Below are 13,373 nucleotides of genomic sequence, written 5' to 3' on the forward strand. Positions count from 1 at the left end.
CAATCGCTGTTTAATTGAAATTAAACGCGACGTTTCTTTGGTGGACGACAACCGTTATGAGGAATCGGAGTAACATCAGTAATATTAGTGATGCGATAACCCGCTGCATTTAATGCACGAATAGTTGACTCACGACCAGGACCAGGTCCTTTTACCATAACTTCTAAGTTCTTAATTCCGTAGTCTTTTACGGCTTCAGCACAACGTTCTGCAGCTACTTGAGCAGCAAAAGGAGTTGACTTACGAGAGCCTCGGAAACCAGAACCACCGGCGGTTGCCCAACCTAACGCATTACCTTGACGATCAGTAATGGTCACGATTGTATTGTTAAATGATGCATGAATATGAGCTACACCATCAGAAACTTGTTTTTTTACACGTTTGCGTGTACGAACAGGTGTCTTTGCCATTTGTTTATCACCTCAATTATTTCTTGATTGGCTTACGCGGTCCCTTACGGGTACGAGCGTTAGTCTTAGTGCGTTGACCACGAACCGGAAGTCCACGACGGTGACGCATGCCACGATAACAACCAAGGTCTAATAAACGCTTGATACTCATAGTTACTTCACGACGTAAATCACCTTCTACAGTAAATTTAGCGACTTGTTCACGTAACTTTTCAATCTGATCTTCAGATAGTTCTCTGATCTTAACATGTTCAGGAACACCAGCTTCAGCACAAATAGTCTTAGCACGAGTATTTCCGATACCATAGATTGCTTGTAACGCAATCACTGCATGTTGTTGATCAGGAATGTTAATGCCTGCTATACGGGCCACTATGCACTCCTTTATTTTTAAAGTTTAGCAAATCCACTATACTGAAAAGCCCGTTTTCAGGATACTCAAACAGTGAATTTACAAATAAATTTAGGCTGGCTATTCTAGCCAGCTTTACTATACTTTGGCAAGTAAAATATGCAAAAGTTCAACGTTATAGTTAAATTAATTAACCTTGACGTTGTTTATGTTTACCTTCAACGCAAATAACACGAACAATGCCATTACGTTTAATGATTTTACAATTTCTGCATAATTTCTTGACTGAAGCACGAACTTTCATGTTTTTCTCCGTAACTTCTTGCTTACTTATCGGCCATAGCCTTTAAGATTCGCTTTCTTTAACACTGACTCATAACGATTTGGCATCATTAAAGTCTGTACTTGTGCCATAAAATCCATGATTACCACAACCACAATTAATAATGAGGTTCCACCAAATTGAACTGGAACTTTCATTGCGGTTGTCATAAACATTGGTACCAAACATACAAAAGTAATATATATTGCACCAACTAGTGTTAAACGAGTCATTACTTTATCTATGTACTTAGATGTTTGTTCACCTGGACGGATACCTGGAATAAATGCGCCTGATTTTTTAAGTTGATCAGCTGTTTCTCTTGGATTGAAAACCAATGCCGTATAGAAGAAACAAAAGAAAATAATTGCTGCTGCAAAAAAGATTATGTATAACGGTTGATCATGTGAGAAGTATTGCCCAATAAGAACAATAATATATCTCCACCCTTCACCATCGCCTTGAAACCAAGATGCCATCATTGATGGTAACATAACAATTGTTGAAGCAAATATTGCAGGTATAACACCTGCCATATTTATCTTTAATGGTAAATGTGTACTTTGTGCGGCATAAACACGACGACCTTGTTGTCTTTGTGCATAGTTAACAACAATACGTCGTTGACCACGTTCAACAAATACAACAAAGTAAGTTACACCAATTACTAATGCTGCAACAACTAATAATAAAATCGGATGCAATGAACCAGAACGAGCTTGTTCAATTGTTTCATATATTGCATGAGGAAGACCAGCCACAATACCAGCAAAGATAATGATAGAAATACCATTACCTACACCTCGCTCAGTGATCTGTTCACCCAACCACATAAGAAACATAGTGCCAGTAACTAAGCTAACCGATGCGATAAAATAGAAAGAAAAACCTGGATTAATCACTACATGACCATAACCAGGAATGTTTGGTAGACCAGTCGCAATCCCTACAGCCTGAACAACAGCTATGGCTAATGTACCATAACGAGTATACTGACTAATTTTTTTACGACCTGATTCACCTTCTTTCTTCAATTCTGCTAATTTAGGACTAATTGCTGTCAATAACTGTACAATAATTGATGAAGAAATATAAGGCATTATTCCTAATGCAAAAATTGAAGCACGGCTTAAAGCACCACCAGAGAACATATTGAACATACCTACAATTCCATTTGATGAAGCTTGTGTTAGTAAGTCCGATAACGCCTTAGTATCAATACCAGGAACGGGAATATAAGAACCAAGACGAAAAACAATAAGCGCTAAAAGCACAAATATTAATCGCCTTTTAAGCTCACCACTACCGCCTCGAGTACTTTGGAAATCTAATCCTGGTTGCTTTGCCATCTTTCTAATTATTCCTCAATTTTTCCGCCAGCAGCTTCAATTGCAGCTTTAGCACCTTTAGTCACTCGAATTCCTCGGATCGTTACTGGTTTAGTAACTTCACCAGATAACATAATCTTTGCATATTCGATTTGTGAATTAATCACATTCGCAACTTTTAAGCTATTTAGATCAACAACATCACCTTCAACTTTCATAAGATCTGAAAGGCGAACTTGAGCTGTAACTAAAGCTTTACGAGAAGTAAAACCAAATTTAGGCAAACGACGGTATAAAGGCATTTGACCACCTTCAAAGCCACGACGAACGCCGCCACCTGAACGAGATTTTTGACCTTTAACACCACGAGTACCAGTTTTACCTAATCCAGAACCGATACCTCGGCCTAGACGTTTAGGTGCATGCTTTGAACCTTCAGCAGGAGATAAAGTATTTAATCGCATTACTATTACTCCTCTACTTTAACCATGTAATAAACTTGGTTTACCATACCGCGGATTGCTGGAGTATCCTCGCGTTCAACAGTATGACCAATACGACGTAATCCTAGACCTACTAACGTTGCTTTATGCTTCGGTAGACGACCAATAGAACTACGAGTTTGTGTAATTTTAATTGTCTTTGCCATGGCTAATTACCCCAAAATTTCTTCGACGGTTTTACCACGCTTAGCAGCAACCATTTCTGGTGATTTCATATTTTCTAAGCCATCGATAGTTGCACGAACCACATTAATTGGGTTAGTAGAACCATAAGCTTTAGCTAGAACGTTACGAACTCCAGCAACTTCTAACACAGCACGCATAGCACCACCGGCAATAATACCTGTACCTTCTGATGCTGGTTGCATATAAACACGAGAACCCGTATGAGCACCTTTAACAGGATGCTGCAAAGTGTCATTATTTAAAGCAACGTTAATCATATTTCGACGTGCTTTTTCCATTGCTTTTTGGATTGCTGCTGGCACTTCACGTGCTTTACCATATCCAAAACCTACACGACCATTTCCATCACCAACCACGGTTAGTGCAGAAAAACTAAAAATACGGCCACCTTTAACGGTTTTAGAAACACGGTTAACTGCGATTAATTTTTCCTGCAGTTCACCAGCTTGTTTTTCGATGTTTGACATCTTTAACTCCTACCTTAGAACTGTAGGCCAGCTTCGCGAGCAGCATCTGCTAGCGCCTGAACTCGACCATGATATTGGAAACCCGAACGATCAAATGAAACTTCTTTGATATCTTTCGCCAATGCGCGTTCAGCTATTGCTTTACCAACTGCTGCTGCTGCATCTTTGTTTCCGGTGTATTTTAAACTTTCACTGATAGCTTTTTCTAATGTAGAAGCTGCTGCCAGTACTTCTGATCCGTTTGGTGCGATAATCTGCGCATAAATATGACGCGGAGTACGGTGAACCACTAAGCGAGTAGCAAGTAGTTCATGCATCTTGCGACGCGCTTTAGTTGCACGACGGATACGAGCTGATTTCTTATCCATAGTGTTACCTTACTTTTTCTTAGCTTCTTTAGTACGCACAACTTCATCTGCGTAACGAACACCTTTACCTTTATAAGGTTCAGGACGACGATAAGCACGGATATCTGCTGCAACTTGCCCAATTAACTGTTTATCAGCACTTTTCAGAACGATTTCAGTTTGGGATGGACATTCAGCGGTTACACCTTTAGGCAATTGATGTTCAATTGGATGCGAATACCCAAGAGATAAACCAATTGTTGAGCCCTTAACTTGTGCACGATAACCGACACCAACTAGCTGAAGTTTTTTAGTAAAACCTTCAGTAACACCAATTACCATTGCATTAATCAATGCACGTGCGGTACCTGCTTGAGCCCAAGCATCAGCATAACCATCACGAGGAGAAAACTTAATATTATTTTCTTCTTGATTAATAACAACCGCATTATTAATAGAACGAGTTAACTCGCCATTCTTACCTTTAATCGTAATTACCTGACCATTGAGTTTTACCTCTACGCCAGCAGGAATAACGACATGTGCTTTTGCAACACGAGACATTCTTTTCTCCCTTATGCTACGTAGCAGATAATTTCACCACCAAGTCCTGCTTGGCGGGCTGCTCGATCAGTCATAACACCTTTAGAAGTAGAAATAACTGCGATACCCAATCCAGCCATTACCTTTGGTAATTCATCTTTACGTTTATAAATACGTAAACCTGGACGGCTAACACGTTTAATACTTTCTACAACTGCCTTGCCTTGGAAATATTTTAAAGTGATTTCCAATTCTGGTTTAGTGTCACCAACAACTTTATAGTCTCCGATATAACCTTCTTCTTTCAGCACATTGGCGATTGCCACTTTTAGCTTAGAGGAAGGCATGGTGACTGCAACTTTATTCGCAGATTGACCGTTACGAATACGAGTCAACATATCTGCAATAGGATCTTGCATGCTCATCTATAACACTCCCCTGATTACCAACTTGCCTTTTTAAGACCAGGAATCTCACCACGCATAGCGGATTCACGAACCTTAATACGGCTTAAACCAAACTTACGAAGGACGCCATGAGGACGACCAGTTTGACGACAACGACGACGTTGACGTGATGGACTAGAATCACGAGGAAGCGTTTGCAATTTAAGCACTGCATTCCAACGATCTTCATCTGATGCATTAAGATCAGAGATAATCGCTTTTAATTCTTGACGCTTTGCAAAATATTTTTCTGCTAGCTTTACGCGTTTCTTATCGCGTTCAATCATTGATTGTTTAGCCATTATGCCCTACCTTACTTACGAAATGGGAAGTTAAAGGCAGATAATAAAGCTCGGCCTTCTTCATCTGATTGTGCAGAAGTAGTGATTGTAATATCTAAACCTCGAACACGATCAACTTTATCATAATCGATTTCAGGGAAAACGATTTGTTCACGAACGCCCATACTATAATTACCACGACCATCAAAAGATTTTGTGCTTAAACCACGAAAATCTCGAGTTCGAGGAAGTGCAATATAAACTAGACGTTCAAAAAATTCCCACATACGTTCGCCACGTAAAGTCACTTTACAACCAATAGGATACCCTTGACGGATTTTAAAACCAGCAACTGATTTGCGTGCTTTAGTGACTAGTGGTTTTTGACCACTGATTGCAGCTAAATCTGCAACCGCATTATCCAATAATTTCTTATCAGTAATTGCTTCACCCACACCCATATTCAAGGTGATCTTTTCGATCCGAGGGACTTGCATGACAGATTTGTAGCCAAACTGTTCTTGCAGTTTATTTACTACCTGTGCTTTGTAGTAATCATGCAGTTTCGCCATCGTACACTCCAAATTACTTAATTGATTAATTCATTAGTAGACTTATAAAAACGGACTTTTTTGCCGTCTTCAAAACGAAAGCCTACGCGATCTGCTTTGCCAGTATTAGGATTAAAAATTGCCACATTAGAAACATTAATAGCTGCTTCTTTTTCAACAATCCCACCATCTTGATTTAATGCAGGCACTGGTTTTTGATGTTTTTTCACCAAATTAATACCTTCAACAATCACTTTACCTGTAGACAAAACACTTTTTACTTTACCGCGTTTACCTTTATCTTTACCGGTTAACACGATAACTTCATCTTCTCGACGGATCTTCGCTGCCATTACCCGCTCCTTACAGTACTTCTGGTGCTAATGAAATGATCTTCATAAACTTCTCAGAACGAAGTTCACGAGTGACCGGTCCAAAAATACGCGTACCAATCGGTTGCTCACTGTTATTATTTAAAATAACGCAAGCATTGCGATCGAAACGAATGACAGATCCATCAGGACGACGAACACCTTTTCGAGTTCGCACCACTACAGCTTTAAGCACATCACCTTTTTTTACTTTACCACGTGGAATTGCTTCTTTAATGGTAACCTTGATGATATCACCTACTGCTGCATAACGACGATGCGATCCACCGAGAACCTTGATACACATTACGCTACGTGCGCCAGAGTTATCAGCAACATCGAGCCTAGTCTGTTCTTGGATCATTTTAATGCTCCGTATAAATAAATTATTGTCTAATCTACCTTCATCCACCTCAACTACCATGGATAAGAATAGACAACCAAAACCCACTTACGTGAGGGCGCATAGTATAACACCACTCAAATAAAATGGATAGCATAAAATAAACGGCTAAATTAAGCCGTTTATTATTTTATGTGCAGTTTTTAATCAAACAGATTAGATAACTGCTTTTTCAACGATGCGAACAAGAGTCCAAGATTTGGTTTTTGACAATGGACGACACTCTTTAATTTCAACAGTATCACCAATGCCACACTCATTGTTTTCATCATGTACATGCAATTTAGTCGTACGTTTAATGAACTTACCATATAACGGATGCTTCACTTTACGTTCAATAGCAACTGTAATAGATTTATCCATTTTGTCACTAATAACACGACCTTGCTGAGTACGAATTTTTACTTCAGTAGTCATATTACGCACCCGCCTTTTCAGTTAATAATGTTTTAACTCGTGCAATATTGCGACGCACTTGTTTCAACATATGAGTTTGTGTTAACTGACCTCCAGCTAATTGCATACGCAAGTTAAATTGCTCACGTAATAAATTAAGAAGTTCAGTATTTAACTCTTCAACGCTTTTTTCGCGTAGCTCTTTTGCTTTCATTTACATCACCGTCTTAATCACAAAGGTGGTTTTAATTGGCAGTTTTGCAGCTGCCAACGCAAATGCTTCACGAGCAACTTCTTCCGGTACACCGTCCATTTCATAAAGGACTTTACCTGGTTGAATCTGTGCAACCCAGTATTCAACGTTACCCTTACCTTTACCCATACGCACTTCAAGTGGTTTTTCAGTAATTGGTTTATCAGGGAAAACTCGAATCCAGATTTTACCTTGACGCTTAACTGCACGAGTCATTGCACGACGTGCTGCTTCGATCTGGCGCGCGGTCAAACGACCACGACCAACAGCCTTAAGACCGAATGTACCGAAACTAACATCAGTACTTACAGCAAGACCACGATTGCGGCCCTTGTGCATTTTACGGAATTTTGTACGCTTTGGTTGTAACATCAGCGACGCTCCTTATTGTTTTCGGCCTTTGCGCTGCTTTTTAGGTTGAGCAGCAGGTTGTTTTTCTGCTTGTTCAACGGCAGCCATACCACCAAGGATCTCACCTTTGAAGATCCACACTTTAACACCAATAATACCGTAGGTAGTTAATGCTTCAGATAATCCATAGTCGATATCAGCACGTAATGTATGTAAAGGAACTCGACCTTCACGATACCATTCACTACGAGCAATTTCTGCACCGCCTAAACGACCACTTACTTCCACTTTGATACCTTTAGCACCCGCTTTCATTGCATTTTGTACCGCACGCTTCATTGCACGACGGAACATAACACGACGTTCTAATTGAGAAGTAATGCTATCAGCAACTAATTTTGCATCAAGTTCAGGTTTACGAACTTCAGCTATATTAATTTGTACTGCAACATCACGTTTTTCTCTTTTGTCTTTATATTTATTGACAATAGAAGCTACGGCATTACGTAATTTTTCAACGTCCTCGCCTTTTTTACCAATCACAATACCCGGGCGAGCAGTATGAATAGTAATGCGAACGTTAGTTTCTGCTGAACGATCGATCACAATCTTAGAGATTGACGCTTGTGCTAATTCTTTGTTTAAGAATTCACGCACTCTAAAATCACTTTCTAAATTATCAGCGAATGTCTTTGTACCCGAATACCATGTAGATGTCCAAGGTTTGACAATACCTAATCGGATACCATTTGGATTTACTTTTTGACCCATTGCTATTCTCCAGACTAGCGATCTGAGACGATCACGGTAATGTGACTCGTACGCTTCAAAATTCGATCTGCACGACCTTTTGCACGAGGCATAATACGCTTCATGGTTGGGCCTTCGTCAACGAAAATTTTCGCAACTTTTAGATCATCAATATCAGCACCGTCGTTATGCTCTGCGTTAGCAATAGCAGACTCTAATACTTTTTTAACCAGTACAGCCGCTTTTTTATTGGTGTACGTTAAAATATCTAGTGCCTGAGACACATTCTTACCGCGAACAAGATCTGCTACTAAGCGAACTTTTTGTGCAGAAGAACGAGCGTGGCGATATTTTGCTATTGTTTCCATCTCTTTCTCCTACTTATTTCTTCTTAGCTTTCTTATCAGCCGCATGGCCGCGATAAGTCCGAGTCGGCGCGAATTCACCCAATTTATGTCCAACCATTTCGTCGGATACATAAACTGGAACGTGCTGACGACCATTATGGACAGCGATGGTCAAACCGATCATGTTAGGAAAGATCGTTGAACGACGGGACCAAGTACGAATTGGTTTCTTGTCCCCGCTTTCCACCGCTTTCTCTACCTTCTTCAGCAAGTGTAGGTCAATAAAAGGACCCTTCTTGAGAGAACGTGGCATAGCTAATCCTCTATATTAATTATTTCTTATTGCGACGGCGAACAATATACTTATCAGTACGTTTGTTGCTACGCGTTTTCAATCCTTTGGTTTTTTGACCCCATGGAGACACAGGATGTTTACCAAAGTTACGACCTTCACCACCACCATGTGGATGGTCTACCGGGTTCATTGCTGTACCACGAACAGTAGGACGAACACCACGCCAACGCGTTGCACCCGCTTTACCTAAAACGCGAAGCATATGTTCTGAATTACCAACTTCACCAATAGTGGCACGGCAATCTGATAATACTTTACGCATTTCACCTGAACGCAAACGCAATGTTACATATGCACCATCACGCGCAACGATTTGCACATAACTACCAGCTGAGCGAGCAAGTTGACCGCCTTTACCTGGTTTCATTTCAATATTATGTACGGTAGAACCGACTGGAATATTACGCATAGGTAAACAGTTACCTGTTTTTATTGATGCATCAATACCAGACTGGATCTGATCACCTGCTTTTAAGCCTTTAGGCGCTAAAATATAACGACGTTCACCGTCTTTATATAAAACCAATGCAATATTTGCACTACGGTTTGGATCATATTCCAAACGTTCAACAACTGCTGGAATACCATCTTTATTACGCTTAAAGTCGACAATACGATAATGTTGTTTATGACCACCACCAATATGACGGGTAGTGATTCGACCATTATTATTGCGACCACCAGTTTTGCTTTTTGAATCAAGCAACGGTGCATAAGGCTTACCTTTATGCAACTCTGGGTTAACCACTTTAACAACGTGGCGACGACCCGGAGATGTAGGTTTACACTTAACAACTGCCATTGTTCTTACTCCTCCGAATTACTCAGCGACGCCAGCAAGGTCTAAGTTTTGACCTTCAGCTAAAGTAACGTAAGCTTTTTTCCAGTCGCTACGGCGACCAATTTGTTGACCACGACGTTTAACCTTACCTTTAACAACAAGAGTATTAACGTCATCTACTTTAACTTCAAATAGCTGTTCAACTGCGGCTTTAATCTCTTTCTTAGTAGCATCTTTAGCAACTTTCAATACTAATGTATTTGTTTTTTCCATTGAAATAGATGCTTTTTCAGAAACATGTGGTGCTCGCAGGACTTTAAGCAGACGCTCTTCACGAATCATGCTAATCTCTCCTCTACTTGTTTAACAGCATCAACAGTGATAAGCACTTTGTCAAATGCAATCAAACTAACTGGATCAATACCTGCTACATCACGCACATCGACTTTGTATAAGTTTCGTGCTGCTAAGAAAAGATTTTCATCAACGTCAGAAGTAATAATGAGAACATCATTAAGATTCATATCATTTAATTTCTGAGTTAATAATTTAGTCTTAGGTGCTTCAACAGTAAAATTTTCAACCACAACTAAACGTTCTTGACGCACTAATTCAGAGAAAATACTTTTTAATGCACCGCGATACATTTTTCGGTTAACTTTTTGGCTATGATCTTGTGGTTTTGCTGCAAATGTTACACCACCACTACGCCAAATTGGGCTCTTAATTGAACCTGAACGAGCACGACCAGTGCCTTTTTGACGCCATGGTTTTTTGCCTGAACCAGCGATTTCTGCACGAGTTTTTTGTGCGCGTGTACCTTGACGAGCTGCAGCGGCATAAGCAACAACTACTTGGTGAACTAGCGCTTCATTAAACTCACGTCCGAAGGTAGTTTCGGAAACAGAAAGCGCTTGCGCGTCTTTTACTACTAATTCCATCTCTATCTCCTTGACGTTAAGCCTTGATTGCCGGTTTAACAATTACGTCACTATTGATTGCGCCCGGAACTGCACCTTTAATTAATAAAAGATTACGTTCTGCATCAATGCGCACAATATCTAAGTTTTGAACCGTTACACGTTCATTACCTAGGTGACCAGCCATTTTACGACCTTTGAACACTTTACCAGGGGTCTGATTTTGACCAATAGAACCATGACCACGGTGTGCCAAAGAGTTACCATGTGTTGCATCTTGAGTACGGAAATTCCAACGTTTAGTTACGCCAGCAAAACCTTTACCTTTAGATGTTCCAGTAACATCAACTTTTTTAACGTCAGTAAGAATATCAACGTTAATGCTTTGACCTACAGTAAATTCACCATCTTCAAAACGGAATTCCCATAGACCACGGCCAGCTTCAACACCAGCCTTAGCGAAATGACCTGCTTCAGGTTTGTTTACACGGCTTGCTTTTTTGCTACCTGTAGTAACCTGGATTGCTTGATAACCATCATTCTCAAGAGTTTTAACTTGAGTAACACGGTTGCTTTGAACTTCTACTACGGTGACAGGAATAGAAACACCTTCTTCGGTGAAGATTCGTGTCATTCCCACTTTACGACCGATTAAACCAATCATTGTTTAGACCTCTCAATCATTCAGCCTAGGACTAACCTAAACTGATCTGCACATCAACACCGGCAGCAAGATCTAGACGCATTAAAGCATCAACTGTTTTTTCAGTTGGTTCAACAATATCAACTAGACGTTTATGAGTGCGAATCTCATACTGATCACGCGCATCTTTATTGACATGCGGGGAAATCAATACGGTGAAACGCTCTTTGCGTGTCGGTAATGGAATAGGACCACGAACCTGCGCACCAGTGCGCTTCGCAGTTTCTACAATTTCAGCAGTTGATTGATCAATCAAACGATGATCAAACGCTTTTAACCGAATACGGATTCTTTGGTTCGACATGAGACCAGAGCTCCACTATTTAAAAGTTATAACAAAAGACTACTCCTCTTATCCTGTTTCGATTGACAGGAGAGTGTAATCCGTTCTTTTTCGTAACCCCCAAATCGGGAGTATTGTTGATATAATTCAATATGTTTAGTTATTGCTTATATCTTTGTACACATTTACTTATAGGAAAACCAATAAGCAAAGTAGGGTCGATTATACGGAAATTATTAACTTTTGCAAGGGGTAATTAACGAAGTCCATTGATGCTTAAAAATTTTTTGATATATACTCTTATATATCACATATTGATTTATATAAGAGTATTATGCAGTAATTATCAAAAACCTATTAGCTTCACCGCTAGCTCTTACTGATAATAGTGAAGCCTTTAAAAATAAGAGTTAAAGAGTAAATCCTATAAATATTCCGGCAATAGTTGCACTCATTAAATTAGATAAAGTTGCAGCCAATAAAGCTCTTACTCCTAATTTGGCAATTTCAGAAATTCGTTCCGGACATATTGCTCCAAATGCACCAACAATAACACCGATAGAACCAAAATTCGCAAAGCCACATAATGCAAATGAAATAATTGCAACCGATTTTGTATCTAATGACGCCATATGATGAGATAAATCAGCATAAGCAACAAATTCATTAATTGCTAATTTTTCACCAATCAAACCACCTACTAATGTTGCATCATCCCAACCAATCCCCATTACATAAGCTAATGGAGAAAAAACATAACCAAAAATACCTTGTAGACTTAATGATTCCCAGCCGAACCAATTACCAATACCACCTAAAAGACCATTAATTAAAGCAATTAACGCAACAAATGTCATAACCACAGTAGCAACACCAACGCCGATCTTTAAGCCAACCATAGCACCTGTAGAAACTGCTTCAATAATACTAGCAGCTTTTTTATCACCAAAAGACATTTCTTTAAATTCTACTCTCGATTCCTCTGTAGCTGGGCTTAAAATACGAGCAAATAATATACCTCCAGGGATTGCCATTAACGATGCTGCTAGTAAGTATTCCAATGGAACACCAAATCCCGCATATGCAATTAGCATGGAACCAGCTATCGAAGCCATACCACTACACATTGCAGTAAACAGTTCATTGGTATTCATCTTATTAATAAATGGTTTAACCGCTGCCGGAATTTCATTTTGTCCAAGAATCATTGTTGTTACGGCAACAAAGGCCTCAACTTTACTTACACCCAATAACTTTTGGAACAAAGTACCTAAAATATGGATAAACCATTTCATAAATCCAATATAGTATAAAAGGGAAATCAATGCGGTAACAAAAATAATAGATGGAATAACATTTAGAGCAAACACAAAAGCTCCGTCACCAAAAAGTTCACCCATTTTTGGACCTACTAATCCTCCAAAAACAAATGAAGCACCAGCATTCGCAAATGAAACTAAATCAGTAATACCTTTTGCTGCGACTTCAACACACCAACGCCCTGCTGGAATAAATAACATTAATCCACCAAGTACAAATTGAAGTAATAATGCACAACCAACAGTCCGCACATTTATTTTTCGACGATTTTTCGAAAAAACATAAGCAACTAAAAGTAATACTGCAATAGCAATAAAGCCTCTAAATGCATCCATAAATTCTCCTTACTAATACTGTGCGAACACTCGATTGTGATTTTCGCATTTTTACGCAGTAAGTTTATA

The 13,373-nt window shown here is 39.5% G+C and carries 26 protein-coding genes; all 26 read right to left on the bottom strand.

Translation table 11 applies throughout. The annotated features are described in order from the left end of the window. Positions 1-20: 20 nt before the first annotated feature. The 26 genes from rpsK to A9G12_RS11425 all read right to left on the bottom strand — a co-directional run bounded on the left by rpsK (position 21) and on the right by A9G12_RS11425 (position 13,304). On the bottom strand, positions 21-410 hold the full coding sequence (rpsK, locus tag A9G12_RS11300; RefSeq protein ID WP_034948028.1) for a 30S ribosomal protein S11: 390 nt from the start codon (positions 408-410) through the stop codon (positions 21-23). Positions 411-426: 16 nt separating this feature from the next. After that, the gene (rpsM, locus tag A9G12_RS11305; RefSeq protein ID WP_065557257.1) at positions 427-783 is read right to left on the bottom strand and encodes a 30S ribosomal protein S13; all 357 of its coding nucleotides are present in this window, start codon (positions 781-783) and stop codon (positions 427-429) included. Positions 784-952: 169 nt separating this feature from the next. Further along, positions 953-1,066 carry a 50S ribosomal protein L36 gene (gene rpmJ, locus A9G12_RS11310; protein ID WP_025314403.1) on the bottom strand — a complete coding sequence of 38 codons (114 nt, stop codon included), beginning with the start codon at positions 1,064-1,066 and terminating at the stop codon, positions 953-955. A gap of 26 nt (positions 1,067-1,092) precedes the next feature. Next, positions 1,093-2,433, bottom strand: coding sequence for a preprotein translocase subunit SecY (gene secY / locus A9G12_RS11315; RefSeq protein ID WP_065565950.1), 1,341 nt, complete (start codon positions 2,431-2,433; stop codon positions 1,093-1,095). A gap of 8 nt (positions 2,434-2,441) precedes the next feature. Then, entirely contained in the window at positions 2,442-2,876 is a 435-nt protein-coding gene (gene rplO / locus A9G12_RS11320) for a 50S ribosomal protein L15 (RefSeq protein ID WP_065565951.1), read from the bottom strand. Positions 2,877-2,881: 5 nt separating this feature from the next. Next, positions 2,882-3,061: a 50S ribosomal protein L30 gene (gene rpmD, locus A9G12_RS11325; protein WP_025314400.1), complete on the bottom strand. Its 180-nt coding sequence runs from the start codon at positions 3,059-3,061 to the stop codon at positions 2,882-2,884. Between the two features lie 6 nt (positions 3,062-3,067). Continuing rightward, positions 3,068-3,568, bottom strand: coding sequence for a 30S ribosomal protein S5 (rpsE, locus tag A9G12_RS11330; RefSeq protein WP_025314399.1), 501 nt, complete (start codon positions 3,566-3,568; stop codon positions 3,068-3,070). 14 nt (positions 3,569-3,582) lie between these two features. After that, a complete protein-coding gene (rplR, locus tag A9G12_RS11335; protein WP_025314398.1) occupies positions 3,583-3,936 on the bottom strand; it encodes a 50S ribosomal protein L18 in 354 nt (117 codons plus the stop codon). Between the two features lie 9 nt (positions 3,937-3,945). After that, positions 3,946-4,479: a 50S ribosomal protein L6 gene (gene rplF, locus A9G12_RS11340; protein ID WP_065565952.1), complete on the bottom strand. Its 534-nt coding sequence runs from the start codon at positions 4,477-4,479 to the stop codon at positions 3,946-3,948. 11 nt (positions 4,480-4,490) lie between these two features. Continuing rightward, a complete protein-coding gene (rpsH, locus tag A9G12_RS11345; RefSeq protein ID WP_065557252.1) occupies positions 4,491-4,883 on the bottom strand; it encodes a 30S ribosomal protein S8 in 393 nt (130 codons plus the stop codon). A 17-nt stretch (positions 4,884-4,900) separates the two neighbouring features. Further along, positions 4,901-5,206: a 30S ribosomal protein S14 gene (gene rpsN / locus A9G12_RS11350; RefSeq protein WP_025314395.1), complete on the bottom strand. Its 306-nt coding sequence runs from the start codon at positions 5,204-5,206 to the stop codon at positions 4,901-4,903. An 11-nt stretch (positions 5,207-5,217) separates the two neighbouring features. Beyond that, positions 5,218-5,757 carry a 50S ribosomal protein L5 gene (gene rplE, locus A9G12_RS11355; RefSeq protein WP_065557251.1) on the bottom strand — a complete coding sequence of 180 codons (540 nt, stop codon included), beginning with the start codon at positions 5,755-5,757 and terminating at the stop codon, positions 5,218-5,220. A 17-nt stretch (positions 5,758-5,774) separates the two neighbouring features. Beyond that, positions 5,775-6,089, bottom strand: a complete 315-nt coding sequence (gene rplX / locus A9G12_RS11360) for a 50S ribosomal protein L24 (RefSeq protein WP_065557250.1) — start codon at positions 6,087-6,089, stop codon at positions 5,775-5,777. Positions 6,090-6,099: 10 nt separating this feature from the next. Beyond that, complete coding sequence (gene rplN, locus A9G12_RS11365; RefSeq protein WP_025314392.1) at positions 6,100-6,471, bottom strand: 50S ribosomal protein L14; 372 nt, start codon at positions 6,469-6,471, stop codon at positions 6,100-6,102. Positions 6,472-6,666: 195 nt separating this feature from the next. Next, positions 6,667-6,927, bottom strand: coding sequence for a 30S ribosomal protein S17 (rpsQ, locus tag A9G12_RS11370; RefSeq protein ID WP_034911151.1), 261 nt, complete (start codon positions 6,925-6,927; stop codon positions 6,667-6,669). A gap of 1 nt (position 6,928) precedes the next feature. Next, positions 6,929-7,120: a 50S ribosomal protein L29 gene (rpmC, locus tag A9G12_RS11375; RefSeq protein ID WP_034902373.1), complete on the bottom strand. Its 192-nt coding sequence runs from the start codon at positions 7,118-7,120 to the stop codon at positions 6,929-6,931. Then, complete coding sequence (gene rplP, locus A9G12_RS11380; RefSeq protein ID WP_065557249.1) at positions 7,121-7,531, bottom strand: 50S ribosomal protein L16; 411 nt, start codon at positions 7,529-7,531, stop codon at positions 7,121-7,123. A gap of 12 nt (positions 7,532-7,543) precedes the next feature. Continuing rightward, positions 7,544-8,281 (bottom strand): 30S ribosomal protein S3, encoded by a 738-nt coding sequence (gene rpsC, locus A9G12_RS11385; RefSeq protein WP_025314388.1) that lies wholly within the window; start codon positions 8,279-8,281, stop codon positions 7,544-7,546. Positions 8,282-8,295: 14 nt separating this feature from the next. Continuing rightward, positions 8,296-8,628: a 50S ribosomal protein L22 gene (gene rplV / locus A9G12_RS11390; RefSeq protein WP_034947997.1), complete on the bottom strand. Its 333-nt coding sequence runs from the start codon at positions 8,626-8,628 to the stop codon at positions 8,296-8,298. A 13-nt stretch (positions 8,629-8,641) separates the two neighbouring features. Beyond that, positions 8,642-8,920: a 30S ribosomal protein S19 gene (gene rpsS, locus A9G12_RS11395; protein ID WP_024496505.1), complete on the bottom strand. Its 279-nt coding sequence runs from the start codon at positions 8,918-8,920 to the stop codon at positions 8,642-8,644. A gap of 19 nt (positions 8,921-8,939) precedes the next feature. Continuing rightward, a complete protein-coding gene (gene rplB, locus A9G12_RS11400) occupies positions 8,940-9,764 on the bottom strand; it encodes a 50S ribosomal protein L2 (RefSeq protein ID WP_065565953.1) in 825 nt (274 codons plus the stop codon). 18 nt (positions 9,765-9,782) lie between these two features. Beyond that, positions 9,783-10,085 carry a 50S ribosomal protein L23 gene (gene rplW, locus A9G12_RS11405; protein ID WP_065565954.1) on the bottom strand — a complete coding sequence of 101 codons (303 nt, stop codon included), beginning with the start codon at positions 10,083-10,085 and terminating at the stop codon, positions 9,783-9,785. Further along, on the bottom strand, positions 10,082-10,684 hold the full coding sequence (gene rplD / locus A9G12_RS11410) for a 50S ribosomal protein L4 (RefSeq protein WP_065565955.1): 603 nt from the start codon (positions 10,682-10,684) through the stop codon (positions 10,082-10,084). The genes rplW and rplD overlap by 4 nt, the downstream gene beginning before the upstream one ends. A gap of 16 nt (positions 10,685-10,700) precedes the next feature. Beyond that, entirely contained in the window at positions 10,701-11,327 is a 627-nt protein-coding gene (gene rplC / locus A9G12_RS11415) for a 50S ribosomal protein L3 (RefSeq protein WP_065565956.1), read from the bottom strand. A 31-nt stretch (positions 11,328-11,358) separates the two neighbouring features. After that, positions 11,359-11,670 (bottom strand): 30S ribosomal protein S10, encoded by a 312-nt coding sequence (gene rpsJ / locus A9G12_RS11420; RefSeq protein ID WP_006120582.1) that lies wholly within the window; start codon positions 11,668-11,670, stop codon positions 11,359-11,361. 389 nt (positions 11,671-12,059) lie between these two features. Next, a complete protein-coding gene (locus tag A9G12_RS11425) occupies positions 12,060-13,304 on the bottom strand; it encodes a NupC/NupG family nucleoside CNT transporter (RefSeq protein WP_065565957.1) in 1,245 nt (414 codons plus the stop codon). Positions 13,305-13,373 lie beyond the last annotated feature (69 nt).

The sequence above is a fragment of the Gilliamella sp. wkB112 genome (assembly GCF_001690685.1).
Classification (GTDB): domain Bacteria; phylum Pseudomonadota; class Gammaproteobacteria; order Enterobacterales; family Orbaceae; genus Gilliamella; species Gilliamella apicola_J.

Excerpts from the sequence above, each read along its gene's own strand:
- rpmJ (WP_025314403.1), bottom strand. The coding sequence starts at position 1,066 with ATGAAAGTTCGTGCTTCAGTCAAGAAATTATGCAGAAATTGTAAAATC.
- rpsQ (WP_034911151.1), bottom strand. The coding sequence starts at position 6,927 with ATGACTACTGAAGTAAAAATTCGTACTCAGCAAGGTCGTGTTATTAGT.
- rpsC (WP_025314388.1), bottom strand. The coding sequence starts at position 8,281 with ATGGGTCAAAAAGTAAATCCAAATGGTATCCGATTAGGTATTGTCAAA.
- rplD (WP_065565955.1), bottom strand. The coding sequence starts at position 10,684 with ATGGAATTAGTAGTAAAAGACGCGCAAGCGCTTTCTGTTTCCGAAACT.
- rplO (WP_065565951.1), bottom strand. The coding sequence starts at position 2,876 with ATGCGATTAAATACTTTATCTCCTGCTGAAGGTTCAAAGCATGCACCT.
- rplP (WP_065557249.1), bottom strand. The coding sequence starts at position 7,531 with ATGTTACAACCAAAGCGTACAAAATTCCGTAAAATGCACAAGGGCCGC.
- rpsE (WP_025314399.1), bottom strand. The coding sequence starts at position 3,568 with ATGTCAAACATCGAAAAACAAGCTGGTGAACTGCAGGAAAAATTAATC.
- rpsH (WP_065557252.1), bottom strand. The coding sequence starts at position 4,883 with ATGAGCATGCAAGATCCTATTGCAGATATGTTGACTCGTATTCGTAAC.
- rpsJ (WP_006120582.1), bottom strand. The coding sequence starts at position 11,670 with ATGTCGAACCAAAGAATCCGTATTCGGTTAAAAGCGTTTGATCATCGT.
- rplE (WP_065557251.1), bottom strand. The coding sequence starts at position 5,757 with ATGGCGAAACTGCATGATTACTACAAAGCACAGGTAGTAAATAAACTG.
- rplR (WP_025314398.1), bottom strand. The coding sequence starts at position 3,936 with ATGGATAAGAAATCAGCTCGTATCCGTCGTGCAACTAAAGCGCGTCGC.
- A9G12_RS11425 (WP_065565957.1), bottom strand. The coding sequence starts at position 13,304 with ATGGATGCATTTAGAGGCTTTATTGCTATTGCAGTATTACTTTTAGTT.
- rplB (WP_065565953.1), bottom strand. The coding sequence starts at position 9,764 with ATGGCAGTTGTTAAGTGTAAACCTACATCTCCGGGTCGTCGCCACGTT.
- rplW (WP_065565954.1), bottom strand. The coding sequence starts at position 10,085 with ATGATTCGTGAAGAGCGTCTGCTTAAAGTCCTGCGAGCACCACATGTT.
- rpsK (WP_034948028.1), bottom strand. The coding sequence starts at position 410 with ATGGCAAAGACACCTGTTCGTACACGCAAACGTGTAAAAAAACAAGTT.
- rpmD (WP_025314400.1), bottom strand. The coding sequence starts at position 3,061 with ATGGCAAAGACAATTAAAATTACACAAACTCGTAGTTCTATTGGTCGT.
- rplX (WP_065557250.1), bottom strand. The coding sequence starts at position 6,089 with ATGGCAGCGAAGATCCGTCGAGAAGATGAAGTTATCGTGTTAACCGGT.
- rplN (WP_025314392.1), bottom strand. The coding sequence starts at position 6,471 with ATGATCCAAGAACAGACTAGGCTCGATGTTGCTGATAACTCTGGCGCA.
- rpsN (WP_025314395.1), bottom strand. The coding sequence starts at position 5,206 with ATGGCTAAACAATCAATGATTGAACGCGATAAGAAACGCGTAAAGCTA.
- rplC (WP_065565956.1), bottom strand. The coding sequence starts at position 11,327 with ATGATTGGTTTAATCGGTCGTAAAGTGGGAATGACACGAATCTTCACC.
- rpsS (WP_024496505.1), bottom strand. The coding sequence starts at position 8,920 with ATGCCACGTTCTCTCAAGAAGGGTCCTTTTATTGACCTACACTTGCTG.
- rplV (WP_034947997.1), bottom strand. The coding sequence starts at position 8,628 with ATGGAAACAATAGCAAAATATCGCCACGCTCGTTCTTCTGCACAAAAA.
- rpmC (WP_034902373.1), bottom strand. The coding sequence starts at position 7,120 with ATGAAAGCAAAAGAGCTACGCGAAAAAAGCGTTGAAGAGTTAAATACT.
- rplF (WP_065565952.1), bottom strand. The coding sequence starts at position 4,479 with ATGTCTCGTGTTGCAAAAGCACATGTCGTTATTCCTGCTGGCGTAGAG.
- secY (WP_065565950.1), bottom strand. The coding sequence starts at position 2,433 with ATGGCAAAGCAACCAGGATTAGATTTCCAAAGTACTCGAGGCGGTAGT.